Source organism: Chryseobacterium gallinarum (genome assembly GCF_001021975.1).
Taxonomy (GTDB): domain Bacteria; phylum Bacteroidota; class Bacteroidia; order Flavobacteriales; family Weeksellaceae; genus Chryseobacterium; species Chryseobacterium gallinarum.
Map to the genome: position 1 here is coordinate 4,580,103 of NZ_CP009928.1, position 14,174 is coordinate 4,594,276.

Below are 14,174 nucleotides of genomic sequence, written 5' to 3' on the forward strand. Positions count from 1 at the left end.
CCCATATCAGAAGATAGCTTTAATTCATACAAAGCCGAATAGTTAATTTTGCTCCGGCCGAAGCTCAGTCAGAGAAGGATGATGAGTGCCGTGACAAGTTGTAGACGTAGAAAATAAAAGATATCCATCAATCTATAGCCCACGAATTGTATTTCATTCAGATTTAATTAAAGAACTTCTGTAGAAGATATTTCTATGATAACTTTTGCAAAGCTCAATGCATTCCAATTCGGAAGCAACGCTAAAATTTTCTCTTCTATATATGAAAAATGCCCCCAAAAAGTTAGATACTTTTTGGGGGCATTCCAAAATGGAGTTCCGGGATTTTAATTTCTTCTATTAAATTTATTTGATCTCTACAGGTACTGAGATTTTATCCCAATCCATTGTGAATCCATTACTGTTTATTTTATAAACTAAAGTTTCCTGTGTTGCCGGTAAGGCTTTTGTTTTTACATCAACGCGTAAAGCATCTTTAGCTTGATCATACTTATAAGCGCCCCATTGTTTGGATTCTTTATTAAAAATTGCAGTCCAGGTTCCGCTTTCTTTGGGGATTAGGAAAAAGCTATATTTACCTTTAGGCAGCTTTTTACCCTGAACGGTAATATCCTTATCCGTTTCGAAAGTAGTTGCTTCATTGGCACCCGCACGCCAGACTTTATCGTAAGCTTCTAAACCACCCCAGATGGTACGTCCTTTAACGGAAGGACTGCTATAGTTTATTGTAATGGTTGCATCTTTAATTTTTCCTGTAGCAGTAGCCGGAGGGCTGGCAGGTTTTTTAGTGTCCTGTGCAAAGGCATTCAAGGAGATTGTCATTGTCGCAACAAGGACAGCAGCAGATTTAATGATGGTTTTCATATTATTTTTATTTGTTTGTTTTTGCGATTGTTTGTTTACGAATTTACTACTTTCGGCTTATAAAACAACAACCCTATTGCAGAAAATATAATGACTGCTGCTGCCCCAATTACATTAAGCCAAAGAAAAGAAACGATATTGAACTGATAAACGGCAATAACCGCAATTTCTGATAGTATTGCAGCAATAAATACATTGGAACCGGTGATTTTTTTATAGTAAAATGCGACCAGAAAAATCCCCAATATCGGGCCGTAGAAAAGAGAACCCAATACATTAACCGCTTCAATAAGGGACCCCATTTGCGTGGCAAACATAGCTACACCGATTGAGAAAATCCCCCAGGCTAAAGTATGCAGGCGGCTATACTTCAATTCGGTGGCATCATCAGGAGTTTCTTTTCTGAATATCAAATGAACATCTTTTAATGAGCAGGCGGCAAGGGAATTCAGCGCTGCCGAAATGGAACCCCAGCTAGCCAGAAAGATGACGGCAAACAGCAAACCGATCATCCCTGCAGGCAATGTATTTTTTACGAAATACAGGAAAATGTAATTCGTATCCGTCTTTTCCGCATTATAGTTTGAATTATTGATCGCTTCCTCTACCCTGCCGTGAAGTGCTTTTACCTGGCTTTGTGTGTTTTTAAAATCCTGAATTGCTTTTCGGAGTTGGGGAGAATGGGTTTCTTTCAACTTTAGAATTTCCTTCGATTCTTCATTAAATTGTATTTGTAAATCCTGATGTTCTTTTTCAAAAACCGCAGCCTGTTCAGGTTTTGTTTCTTTTAAATATTGATAAGAGCGTTCGTTAAAATAAATCGGGGCCGGTTTCAGAGAAAAGAATGCGAAAAGCAAACCACCGATCAGGAGAATAGCAAACTGCATCGGAATTTTAACCAATCCGTTCAGCAGCAAGCCCATTTTTGCATTGGTATTATCCTTTGCAGTAATATACCTTCCTACCTGGCTCTGGTCCGTACCAAAGTAAGAAAGTGCCAGAAAAAAACCGCCAATCAGCCCGCTCCAGATATTGTATTTATCTTTCCAATCGAATTCTGTGGTGATGACATTGAGCTTTCCGGATTTTCCTGCCAGATACAGCGCATCATTAAAACCAATTCCATCCGGCATATTCTGAATAAGCAGATATCCTGCAAATGCCATTGTTCCCAGGATAATGAGAAACTGTAGCTTCTGGGTATGAGCAATCGCTTTTGCACCGCCAATATAGGTATAAATCAACAGGATCCCACCTGTTAAAACATTGGTTACATAAATATTCCAGTTTAAAACGCTTGACAAGATGATACTCGGAGCGTAAATACTGATACCCGTTGACAAGCCTCTGGAAAAAAGGAAAAGTAGAGAAGTGAGCACCCTTGTTTTCTTATCAAAACGGTTCTCCAAATATTCGTAGGCGGTATAAACATTCAAGCGTTGAAAAATCGGGATGAAAGTGATACAGATCACAATCATTGCCAAAGGCAAACCAAAGTAATACTGAACGAAACGCATGCCGTCTGTGTACGCCTGGCCCGGCGCTGAAAGAAAGGTAATGGCACTTGCCTGGGTAGCCATAATACCTAAAAGGACAATGTACCAGGGCATTTTATTATCTGCTTTCAGGTAGGATTCGTTGTTTTTCTGGCCACGACCGGTGAATACACCGTAAACCACCACTACAACAAGTGTAAAAATAAGAACTGTCCAATCTATATTACTCATGCCCAGAATTTAGTAAACCAATAATAAAATGCGATCTGCAATACTAATGCAACAGCTAATAGTACGTACCAGATATTCCAATTTTTAAGTTGCTTGTTCATCAGTTTTTCTGTGCAGATAAAAAGTTAAAAAATAAACGTGCCGCCCCCACATTTCCCGCAGGCAGCTGTCTGAAAAAGGCCAATGGGGTGTAAATAAAATTACCCTTCCCGTATCGGGCATATAAAGTGGATCCCTGCAGTGGCTCTTCGTCTGTATCGTGCATTTCAAAAAGCGGTTCATACGCTGCATCCCATTGAGAAGGGAAATAGGCACCCCGCTCCTGTACCCAGCCTTTAAAGTCATCCGCAGTAATTTTATTCGGAAAGTTCAGTAATTTATGATTGGGATTTAAAAACCTAACCGCGGCATTTTCTTCGGTAACCCGCTTATTGGCAATACTGAAACTGTACATTCCCAATTGATTAACGGTTGTATCCTGGTTGGTGTTATACTGCATCACCAGATTGCCCCCGGCTTTCACATAAGACCATAAAAAAGGTATCCAGCGACCCAGCTTTTTCTCTGTGTTGTTGGCTCGAACACCAAGTACGATAGCATCATATTGTGACAGCTTGTTTTGACTCCCACTTCCAGCAGATTCATCTATGTTTCCATAAAAATCTTCGTCTTTCAGGACATCTACCTGAATACCTGCAATGCGCAGAAAATCAGGAATGAAATCACCCGCACCTTCTATGTAACCTACTTTTTTAACTTTTGCCTGGATATCACCCTTCATTACCGTTACCGTGGCAGGCGCAAAATATTGTAAGGAGGGTAAATGCGGGTACTGAATTAATACCTGTTTTTTATTATACGTGACTCCATCTGCAACAAAACTGGCATCCAATGGCAGGCGGGATGAGTGTATTGTGGCAAGCTTATCTTTTGGAATAATGTAATCAATGGTAGTATCTTTTCCATTGAGAGAACTTACATCAGTGCCGCCTAACCGTTCTCCGTTATACATCAGGTTGAGAACTCCTTTAGTAAACTGTTTGTTAGAATTAACCTTAACATTTAAACTTACATGTAAATCTTCATTATCTTTGACCAAATAAAGAGGTTGTGTAAATTTCAGTTCCAATGCAGGAACAATGCGCAGGGCTTCGACCACATCACCACGCACCGGGTCTAATTTTTTAAAAGATAAAGGAAGTTTAACCTGAAATTTTTCCGAACCGATTTTTAGATCAAGTAAAATATTAAGCGGCGATTCTGCCTCAGGCAAACCGATCAAAGTATCATCCGGAACAGAGAAAGTTGCTGCATTCGTAGCTGGTTTGGACAACCAGTAAGGTTCGGTAAGTGCTGCATCTGCAGGAATCTGAATATCATGCTCAATGGTAATTAAAGAATCTTTTGATAGTTTTCTGTTGAAGCTTTCTGATTGACTGAGCCATTTTACATTTTCTAAAACAACAGGATTTACAGCTCTTGCAATCAGATTTAACCTGAAAAGGTAATGATCGCCGGCAACCGCCTCAGGTTGACTGGTAACCACCTCGCCCATAAAGCCGGCACAGCTTAAAATGATACGGTCAAGTGATTTAATTTTATCCTTTCTTAGGGCTGAATCCTGGATTACCATAACCTTTTTTCGCAAAGCAAGTAAAGCAGGCAAGCTAAGCTCCGGATTATTGAAATTGAAAGCGGAAATAATTTTATCCAATGATTGATCAATATCAGCATTTCCTTGTGAAGTCCAGGTTTTAATGATTCCGTCAAAAAGTGTTGCTTTTGCAGGCTCGCCGGCAACGTGGGCAAAGTATTCAGTTCTGATACCGGCTACAGACTGTGTTCCCGCACCCTGGCTTTTATGTAAGCTTCTGCTTAATCCTGCCAATTCGCCATACCCCATTCCCAATTGCGCATCATATTGTCCAACGGTAACTTTCAGTTGATTTTCAGCGGTCGTATTGACTCCGCCAAAACGGAAAGTATTCCATAGTACACGTTTCGGTTGCCATACATTAACATATTTCAGTTGATCCGGAAAAGCGGTTTTATCGCCTGCCAGCCTAAAAGCTTTTTCTGCTACCACAGCCGAAGCTGCATGTTGTCCATGACCTGCCGCAGCCGTAGGAGGAAAACGGCAAATGATAACATCAGGACGGAATTGACGGATAACCCAGACAACGTCCGCTGTAATGCTATTTTCATCCCATTGTTTAAAGGTATCAGTCGTATTTTTAGAGAACCCGAAATCAATCGCACGGGTAAAAAACTGCTGGGCACCATCTAACTTTCTTGCCTCTAAAAGCTCATGCGTTCTGATTAACCCCAATGCTGCACCTTGCTCTGTGCCTAGTAAATTCTGACCACCATCTCCTCTGGTTAAAGACAAATAGCCTGTTTCTACATTCTGATCGTTGATTAACCAGGAGAGCAATCCTGTATTCTCATCATCGGGATGAGCTGCAAGGTATAAAACTTTAGGCAGCTGTTTAAGGGTTTTGAGTTCGCGGTAAATTTCAGATGATTTGGAAGGCCGGACCTGCTGGGCCGAACAGAAAACCGTATAAAAGCCAAGAATAAATACAGTGCTTACTTTTTTAAACATTTAAATTTGCTTTGCGGCAAATATAAGTAAATCGTTTTTCTTTCCACCTTAAAAGAATTGGACTGTGAATTTTACAAAAAACTTTTTAAACTTTTTTATTAAACCAAAATGGCACAAAGCTTTTTAAACACTTAAGTTATTTAAGTTATATACTTTGCGCATAATAAGTACACTAAAGTTTTTTTGAAAATCAAAGATTTTCAGCTTATGTGAACTTATTGCTGCGGTCTTACCTTAAACTTTCTACTTTCTAAAGTGTACTAAAAGTGTAACATTAAAAAATTTTGAGTAATATCCCGCCAAGTTCTCTTGCCCCAAAGGGGTTTACAATTAGAGTTTATCAATAAATTTATTATTTCTACTTATAATCATTTATATCTGACTATAATATATTCGGTTATATCTTTAATATATTAGAATAAATAATGAGTACAAATATCTATACATTGAACAAAAATCATCTTATCTTAGAGAAAAATAGAATTTATATAAATTAGTTTCAAACAATATAAAAATTTGAAATTCAACATATTACAAAACGATTCAAAATCTCCACATTTTAATTATGTATTACTAATTAATTAATTTTTTTCAACAATAAAGGAATTATTTTTATTTTTTTCATAAAAAAAGTTATATTTGATTTACCCAAATAACATCTTAATATGAAAACAAAATTTACACTATTCAGTGCTGTTCTTATTACTGGATTCTCATGTGCCCAAGTAGGTTTTAATACAACTTTACCAAAAACAACGATGGATGTATCTGCTAAAAGAGATACTTCAGGGCTGATTACGGATAACACACAAACATTCGGATTACAGGCTCCGAGGCTTACAAGAGCTGAGCTTACAGCCAATACGGCTACTTATGGCAGCGATCAAAGAGGAGCATTAATTTATATTACGGACGTTACTGGCGGAGATGCTACAGGACAACGTATCAATGTTACTGCTATGGGCTATTATTATTTTGACGGAGCAGTATGGCAAAGACTTACACAAGCAACAAATGCCATTTCTCCGGCGATTTCCGCATTACAATGTACTACAGCTTACTTAAATCCTTCTACGTATACTCCCGGTACTCCTTTCAACGGAAACCTGAGAGTGACCTACAGCCAGGGAAACGGAGGCTCGTATAATTCAGGCGCTCCTTTTACAGTGAACGGATTAACCTTCCAACTAAGACCCGGAACACTGGAGTTTGGTGATGGAGAATTGGTATTTTCAGTAACCGGAACTCCCACCACCGGTAATGATATGGCCCTTCCCCTGACTAGTGCTGCAGTTCCTTTCTTAACAGCAGGACAAAACTGTACTGCTACAGTGGGAAATACCAGCCGTGCAGACATCTCACCTGTCGCTGTGATGGGATATCCTACCCTAACAACCGATTCCAACGGGAAGCAAGCTTATACTTTACCCCTTACTACTCCGGATGGTAAGTATTCGATCAGGGTAATATTTGACACCACAAGTGGTACAACCGCTGCAGTTCCTAATGTGCAATTGTATAATAATACAGGTTCTACCGTTAATCTGTATTGGAATTATAATACGGAATATGGTGGTTATATCGGTTCAGCTGTAACAACAAACAATATTACTTCAGGAGTATGGGGCGGTATGGCAGATTCATCAGCTACCTGGTATCCTCAGGGCACAGGGGCAATAGGAAACGCTTACTGGGGGAATATAGGGATTATAGACGGATCCGGTGGTGGACCTGAGCATAGAAGATATACCTGGATAGACAGTAATCCTTCTTCAAAAACCGCTTATACCGCAACCATTATGGTAGGAGCACCCACTTCAGGCAGCGCCCAGCCCAACCTTTCTAAAATATTCATAAAGATAGAGCAAGTAAGAGCACAATAATATAATGCCCCTAAAAAAAGGGGCATTTTTTATCATCTACGAAGTTGACAATACATTTATGGATGTGAAATCATCAATGATATTCGCATCACTTACTCTCCGGAGTTACTGAATTTAGAGCAAGTTGAACAATATGCGCAAATTCAAGACAATTTGCGCATATTTGTTTTTACAAGATTAAATGTATCCATTATGTAAAAATGTAAAGATCCACCAATCACTTAACGTCTTTATTTATCTGGAAAGTATGCATCATCGTAATTCCGATTAAAACCTGTACATTATACTTTTTACATCAATAAGATATAACTCCATTTTTTTGCTTAAAATGCTATTTCTTGTCATAGGAAAACTTTAATGACGGAAAGTCTTTTTAATTTTCTACTTAATATGTATTGATATTGATCTTTTAAAAAAAAACAGTTTTAAAAATTGAATATGAAAAAGCTCATTCTACAAGAATTTATATCCACAGATGGTTTCTGTGCTGACAGAGAGAAAACAACAGGCTTTTTTGATGGGACCTATAATAACATAGGCAATGAAATAACTCCGCATCAGGAAAAACTAATGGAAAGTATTGACCTTATTCTTCTTGGGAAAGAAACCTATAAAATGTTTACCAACTACTGGCCGGATGCCGGTGGGGAAGATAGCAAGATTGCAGAAGCAATGAACCGGACACCAAAAATTGTTTTTTCCGGTTCATTACAGGAAGTACAATGGGGAAATCATGGAAATATTTCGTTAGTTACAGAAGATGCGATAACCTATATCACATCATTAAAACAGAAAGAAGAAAAAAACATGATCATGTGGGGTAGTATTTCTTTGGCACAATCCTTACTAAAAGCAAACCTCATCGATGAAATACAACTGGTGGTAGTTCCTGTAGCTATTGGTAAAGGGTATTCTCTCTTCCCTGAAGATTTTAAACTTTTCCATTTGGCACTTTCTGACCACAAGATATTTTCAAATGGTGTGGCTTTGCTTACGTATAAGCCGCAAGAGGTTCTTAGGCCAATATGATAGTCGGTTATCAATTTTCTTAAAATGAACAAGAAGATGAAATCTAGGACCAGTTTCTGACAATAATAGCTGTTTGATATTGAAACTATATAAAGGCACATTCAGAATGATGTGTTTCCCACTGAAGCGTATAACTATGGAAAATATCCGTTTCAGGATATAACCTTGTATATCTGCAAAATACAAATATCAGAAATTCACTTTCCTGTTTTCCATTAATAATCTATTCAATGCTGACTATTATCCCGTTCATGCCGAAGTAAGAGGTGTAAACAACGAAGGCCGTTATTTTCAAAGGGTCAGGACTATGGCAAATCAGGAAATACAATTCAATCTTTAAAACCCATTAGAATATCAGTTATTTGCAAATCAACAAGATTTCTGTATCGGAAACAAGCCAGATAATGGCCTCTACCTTGAGAAACGGAACAGCAGCTCACAATAATAAAATTAAAACCGAGGTCTGTCCAGGAAATAAATTATCTTTGTTACAGAAAAATTTTCTCAATCATGAAATTGGAATTTTCCCCGCTCTCCGAAGTCTCCCGACTTCGGAGCAAGTTTAAAGGAAATAGTCTTATTGACTACTCAACAAGCGGAAATCAAAACAAAAAAATTCCAGCTTTCGTTGGGATTTTTAAGCAAAACAACCTACAATTCTCTATTATTAAAGAAATTTCCCACGAAAAAATGCCGGATATTTTCGTATTCGGCATTTTATAATATTCAAATGGTATAATAAGTAAGATTGATTTCTACTGCTCCACAATGGTTAATGAATTGTATACTCCGCTGCCTGAAACATCAAACTGACTTACCGTCCCATCAAATGCTACCGTAATCCAGGTGAATGGTCTTAATTTATCTCCTTTATTCAGATAAACGCTTACAGTACAGGCTGAGCCTACAGGTACAGCGTTAGGGCTTGCCCCGGTATCAGATGCATATCCGTTGTTGGTTTTTATCCTTTGGGTAATTACTCCTGCTGGATTTCTTACTTCCCATATGGCTTCCGTCTGGTTATTTCCCCCGGTATTTACCTGGCTTGATTGTAATGCAAAAGTAAAAGTTGCAAAATACACCCCGGTTCTGGGAGCAATAAACTCCCCTGTAGATGGATTGAAATTATCGGTAGGGACACCAGAATCGGAATCCAGTTTTTCAGTCCAGTTGGTTAAATATGAGGACCTTCTTTGTACAATTCCGGATTTGGTTCCTATTTCTGAGGGAGTTCCACTTTCAAACACATAAGTATCCTGGGTTACCTTATTTGCCATAACAACAATGCGGGGTTTACCTTTTGGGAAAAAACTTACCCAATTTGTACCATCAGAAAACTCCAGATATCCTTTTACCCCAATGGCAGGACTTGCTACATAACGTAAAGCACCGGCACCAGCCTGTACCGCTGTTTTATCTGTGTTCCCTATTGCAACCGCCCCATTGTTTCCGCTTCGTAAATCTATTGCAACTTTCGGATTGGCAACCAGTACTCCTATCTTACCTGATTTATCAACTATCACTTTGCCGGCATCCGTTTTTACTTCAACAGGATTTGTCGGGTTATCTACTCCTATCCCAATTTGGGCACTAGCCTGGACCCAGAAAAGCAGAGGAACAAAAACAATTGTCAGGCTCTTTATTTTATTATATTGTATCATGATTGTGTTTTTTATAATTCACTAATGCTGAGATTATTTAATTTCCCGTCATTCAGGGTATTTCTCGCAGAACCTATATTGTGCCTGACACTAAACTTAATGGTATTTCCTGCTTTAAGATTAAAGATCGCATTGCAGTTACCACTTATAAAATTACTGACTGCCCCAGCTTGGAATGCAGGATAAGAATTGACTGTTTTAAAAGTCTGAATATTCTCGGTATTGCGATTGCTTTCTATTGCGGTCTCTATAAAAGTATTTTTTGGAATAGTACCATTCGCTAAAGTGATATTGAAAGATACCAGATAAAAACCATCACGAGGAGCCGTAAATATACCGGTTGAAGAATTAAAATCTCCATTGGGTGTTGTTCCCAGGTCTACAGTTTCGGTCCAGTCTGATATATAAACTGTAGAACCGCTACCGATACTCTGAACAGTACTCTTATTGGCATTTACAAGGGCTTTGGTAGGTGCTGTAAGAGGTAAAGCAATCCATTGTTCACCATCAGAATATTCTAAAAAGCCATTTACATTATAGCGTATTGCGCCGCCACCAGCCTCAGCAGGCGTTTGTGTACCGGTTCCTAAACCAATAAGCCCTTTATTATCCGGTGAACGGAGATCTACTTTGGTTACAGGGTTTAAAATCCCTACGCCAAGGTTCCCGTTTGAATCTACCACTACATCATTAGACAATTTTAAAGCATCAGGGGTGGATCCATTATCCTTTGCAGCATCAATCTGCAATGATTTCACAGGCTTATCGGTAAAAAAGCCTACCTGGGCTGATATCTTAACCGAAGAAAAAAATAGAATACAGGTCATTACCTGATATGCAAAACGAATTTTCAATTTCATAATCATCTATTTTTTAATGTTCTATAATGGTTAAGTTGTTAAATCCATCATCAGGATTTGTAGGGTCTGCAGGGTTAGTAGTCACTCTGAGTTCCACAGAACCACTTGATACAAGATTATGCCAAAGCCTGGTTGCTACTTTTGTCCCTGCAAGTAAAGTAAGAGTTACGGTACTTGATCCTCCGGCCTGGGTAGATCGGGTAGAATTGGCATCATCGGCAGTACCGGTCATAGATTGTCCGAAAGTTTTGTAAACAGATGCCAGTACTGTGTTGGTTGTAGTATTGTAAAATTGTGATTCTACTCTGGATCCGTCATTAATTACGGCTCCATTAAAGTTAAATGTTAATAGAAAGGTATAGGTACCATCACGGGGAGCGGTAAAAATACCTGAAGAAGCATCAAAGCTATTACTCATGTCCCGCACCACATTCCAATTGTTGATATTGGTAGCTGAATTTGGTATTATGGATTGAGTCGATATTTTACGGGCTACTACTACTGCTTTTTGAGGAGCTATATAAGCTTTATGCCAAACCATTCCATCCGAAACTTCAATTTTGGGCCCTACAGGGATATTGGCAACATCATACCTCACTGCTCCTGCACCGGCATCTACAGCACTCATTGTAGTAGTGCTGAGACCTAAGGCATTTTCGGTTCCTGCAGATCTCATATCCATTTTTACCTGAGGATTAAACACTCCCACACCAACAAAGCCTGTTGTTTTGTTAATAATAACATCATTGGCTGCCTGTGCTGCTGTTGGAGTTCCCGTAACGGCATTGTCTTTAGCACCATCTACATGTAAAGCCCCTTGAGGATTTTTTAATCCAATCCCTACTTGAGAGAATAATGGATTAACACAAGAATAAAACACTCCGCAGGAGAATATCAGAAAACGTATTTTTTCTTTCATTTGTTTGTTTTTTTAAGGTTTGAATTATGGTAAGTAAGGCCTTAATACTAAATCAGCAATATGATACAGTCTCAATCGGGAATAATTTCCCAAATAAAACCGGTATTCGTGGATTATAATATTTTCGGTGAACTTAAAATGCCTGGCAAGCTATTATAAAAAAATAGTTTTTCGATGCATTTTAAGCTTCATATATCAATTTTATTTTTTCATATTAAATAAGGTCAAAATTATCATATATACCTCATATATAAGGCCTTAACCTTATAGATATAATTCGAAAACAAATTAGATGTAACTCTACAGACCCATAATGGATCTTATTCAATGAATTACTCCCGTAAGCATACTTTATATTTATAAACAAATCCCTGAGAAATATCAGAATATATATTCCTCTAAACTTTCGTATTTTTATGGATTAGAATACGTTTTCCACCAGCTCAATGCAGCCAAACCCAACACTATTATTCATGAAAAAATTAAATCCAGGGTATTTCGAATTCTTCTTTTTCAGGTATGGATTCATTGTTATCTTTATTCAAATAGTTTCAATATCACTTTATTTTTTTACCGAACAAAAAGAGCCTTTTTATTTGGCCTGTACAGGTATTATATGTTTGCTGTTTCTGGTTTTTGTATGTTCATCAGATTATTGGATACTGAGAAAAAACCTTTCTCTTGCCAATGTTTTTCTAACTGATAATGGTCTCATCATTAATGAAACCCCTTATCCTGCCGAACAGATAAAAGAAGTAGCCTTTATACCCGTAAGACATGCTTTGAACAAATTTCCAGCGTATTTCATTGAAATTACAACCCATGATGGGGCTGTTTTTTATTTTCTTGAAAAAAGTATGGGCTGGGACTTTGAATCACCTACCCTAAAATTATTGAATAAGCATCCTTTATTTTCTTCAAAAACAAAAGAAAAAAGTGAGTCTTCAGAAGGTTTTTCAGCGTTTAAAAAACAAAAGCAATCATCCCAAAAGCTAACCGAAAAATAAATATATACTAAAAACTCTCATTATGAAGTTAGAATTATTTCAAATAGATACTTTTACAGAAAATATTTTCCAGGGAAATTCAGCCTGTGTTGTTCCATTGAAGACCTGGTTACCAGACGAGGTTCTCTTAAAAATAGCCCGTGAAAATGCTGTGGCAGAAACAGCTTTTTTTATTGATACCGGCAATAGCGTTCACCTGAGATGGTTTACCCCGGAAATAGAAATGGACCTATGCGGACATGCTACCCTTGCCACGGCTCATTGCCTGGCTTCCATCTTACATTATCAAAACAGCAGAATCGTTTTTGAAACCAAAAGCGGTGAACTAACCGTTGAGGTTAAAGATGGATTTTATTACATGGATTTCCCATCGAGAATGCCTGAAGCATCAGCTCTTCCGGATATCATATCCAGATCCCTCAATATACAACCTAAGGAAGTTTTCAAATCGAGGGATTACGTCCTGGTATATGAGTCTGAAGAAGACATTAAAAAAATCAGGCTTGAAAGATCTATTTTTGATCTTATCAATCTGGACCCGGGTGGTATTGTGGTAACAGCAACAGGCACTGACAGTGATTTTGTTTCAAGGTATTTTACGCCGCAGTCCTCAATTCTTGAAGATCCTGTCACCGGCTCCGCACACTGCTCACTTATTCCGTTCTGGTCATCAAGATTAGGGAAAAATAAACTTTTTGCCCGCCAGCTATCAGAAAGAGGTGGCGAACTCTATTGTGAAAACAAAAACGAGAGAGTGATTGTGGCAGGGAAAGCCAGGACTTATTCTATAGGACATCTATGGATAGAATAAACTTTTTTAAATTAAAATAAAGAAACAACAAACCAATGATATAGCTGTATTGGCTATCTCGCGGCCACATGAATCCTTCATGTGGTTTTTGTATTATAAAATCAGACACTATAAAAACAACTGTATGAAAAGTGATTGAATAAGACCACAATACAATTGTTCGACAGCGGGAGGTTATTTTTAACAGTATCTTTCAAAAGAAAATACTAAATTTTCCGTTTAATTATTAAATTTGGCTAATGCGAAAGAATCTTTATCTCATCATTATATTATTTTCTCTTACCAGTTGCTATACCTACCAGGTAAAAAAACAGGTGGATACAACAACCGGCAATCAGCAAGAATCTAAAAATGGTTCAGCTCCTGTTAATAGTGTATCTGCGCCAATGAAAAGTACAACAGCTGAATCCCAGAACCTGAACGCACAGCAAATGCCTGTTCCTGTCAACATCCAGGAGAAGCTGACCCCTAATAAAAATGTTAAAATTAACGTTGAAGGCAGGAGCTATAAAATAATAGTTGACAAGTGGGAAAGCGACAGCCTGGTGGCACACCCGGTTCATAATTCTAAAAAAATTCTGAAATTCCATAAAAACCAGATCAATGGAGAGAAAATTGCAGAAAAACGATTTTCACAACCCATAGCAGATATTATTACGGTTACTGCTTATGCCGGAATTGCTGCTTCAATCTGGTTTCTTCTCCGTTAGTTATAAAGCTGCCTTCTCAAAACTGCCGCCCTTCAAGAGTCATAATATCAAATAAGACAGATTATCCTAAATTTGTCTCGAATAAAGCCTATCCGGGT

General features: G+C 38.0%; 12 protein-coding genes. 6 read left to right on the forward strand and 6 right to left on the reverse strand.

Annotation, left to right across the window (positions count from 1 at the left end; all coding sequences use genetic code 11):
• Positions 1-345 precede the first annotated feature (345 nt).
• The 3 genes from OK18_RS20520 to OK18_RS20530 all read right to left on the reverse strand — a co-directional run bounded on the left by OK18_RS20520 (position 346) and on the right by OK18_RS20530 (position 5,196).
• Positions 346-864, reverse strand: a complete 519-nt coding sequence (locus OK18_RS20520) for a DUF2911 domain-containing protein (protein WP_050020306.1) — start codon at positions 862-864, stop codon at positions 346-348.
• Between the two features lie 35 nt (positions 865-899).
• Positions 900-2,591 (reverse strand): sodium:solute symporter, encoded by a 1,692-nt coding sequence (locus OK18_RS20525; RefSeq protein WP_053329227.1) that lies wholly within the window; start codon positions 2,589-2,591, stop codon positions 900-902.
• A 100-nt stretch (positions 2,592-2,691) separates the two neighbouring features.
• Positions 2,692-5,196 carry a PIG-L family deacetylase gene (locus OK18_RS20530; protein ID WP_053329228.1) on the reverse strand — a complete coding sequence of 835 codons (2,505 nt, stop codon included), beginning with the start codon at positions 5,194-5,196 and terminating at the stop codon, positions 2,692-2,694.
• Positions 5,197-5,861: 665 nt separating this feature from the next.
• Between OK18_RS20530 and OK18_RS20535 the strand changes: the two genes are divergently transcribed.
• From OK18_RS20535 to OK18_RS20545, 3 genes are all read left to right on the forward strand, one after another.
• Positions 5,862-7,079 (forward strand): hypothetical protein, encoded by a 1,218-nt coding sequence (locus OK18_RS20535; protein WP_053329229.1) that lies wholly within the window; start codon positions 5,862-5,864, stop codon positions 7,077-7,079.
• A gap of 438 nt (positions 7,080-7,517) precedes the next feature.
• Positions 7,518-8,108, forward strand: coding sequence for a dihydrofolate reductase family protein (locus OK18_RS20540; protein ID WP_053329230.1), 591 nt, complete (start codon positions 7,518-7,520; stop codon positions 8,106-8,108).
• 510 nt (positions 8,109-8,618) lie between these two features.
• The gene (locus tag OK18_RS20545; protein ID WP_053329231.1) at positions 8,619-8,831 is read left to right on the forward strand and encodes a hypothetical protein; all 213 of its coding nucleotides are present in this window, start codon (positions 8,619-8,621) and stop codon (positions 8,829-8,831) included.
• Positions 8,832-8,863: 32 nt separating this feature from the next.
• On the opposite strand, the gene OK18_RS20550 is transcribed toward OK18_RS20545, so the two are convergent.
• The 3 genes from OK18_RS20550 to OK18_RS20560 are packed head-to-tail and all read right to left on the reverse strand — an operon-like array spanning position 8,864 to position 11,548.
• A complete protein-coding gene (locus OK18_RS20550) occupies positions 8,864-9,769 on the reverse strand; it encodes a hypothetical protein (RefSeq protein ID WP_228377663.1) in 906 nt (301 codons plus the stop codon).
• An 11-nt stretch (positions 9,770-9,780) separates the two neighbouring features.
• The gene (locus tag OK18_RS20555) at positions 9,781-10,629 is read right to left on the reverse strand and encodes a complement C1q domain-containing protein (protein WP_053329447.1); all 849 of its coding nucleotides are present in this window, start codon (positions 10,627-10,629) and stop codon (positions 9,781-9,783) included.
• A gap of 13 nt (positions 10,630-10,642) precedes the next feature.
• Positions 10,643-11,548, reverse strand: coding sequence for a hypothetical protein (locus OK18_RS20560; protein ID WP_050020299.1), 906 nt, complete (start codon positions 11,546-11,548; stop codon positions 10,643-10,645).
• A 473-nt stretch (positions 11,549-12,021) separates the two neighbouring features.
• Here OK18_RS20560 and OK18_RS20565 point away from each other — a divergent pair, with 473 nt between their 5' ends.
• From OK18_RS20565 to OK18_RS20575, 3 genes are all read left to right on the forward strand, one after another.
• Positions 12,022-12,555 (forward strand): hypothetical protein, encoded by a 534-nt coding sequence (locus tag OK18_RS20565; RefSeq protein ID WP_156173344.1) that lies wholly within the window; start codon positions 12,022-12,024, stop codon positions 12,553-12,555.
• A 22-nt stretch (positions 12,556-12,577) separates the two neighbouring features.
• The gene (locus tag OK18_RS20570) at positions 12,578-13,366 is read left to right on the forward strand and encodes a PhzF family phenazine biosynthesis protein (protein WP_053329234.1); all 789 of its coding nucleotides are present in this window, start codon (positions 12,578-12,580) and stop codon (positions 13,364-13,366) included.
• A gap of 239 nt (positions 13,367-13,605) precedes the next feature.
• A complete protein-coding gene (locus tag OK18_RS20575; RefSeq protein ID WP_053329235.1) occupies positions 13,606-14,076 on the forward strand; it encodes a hypothetical protein in 471 nt (156 codons plus the stop codon).
• Positions 14,077-14,174: the final 98 nt, after the last annotated feature.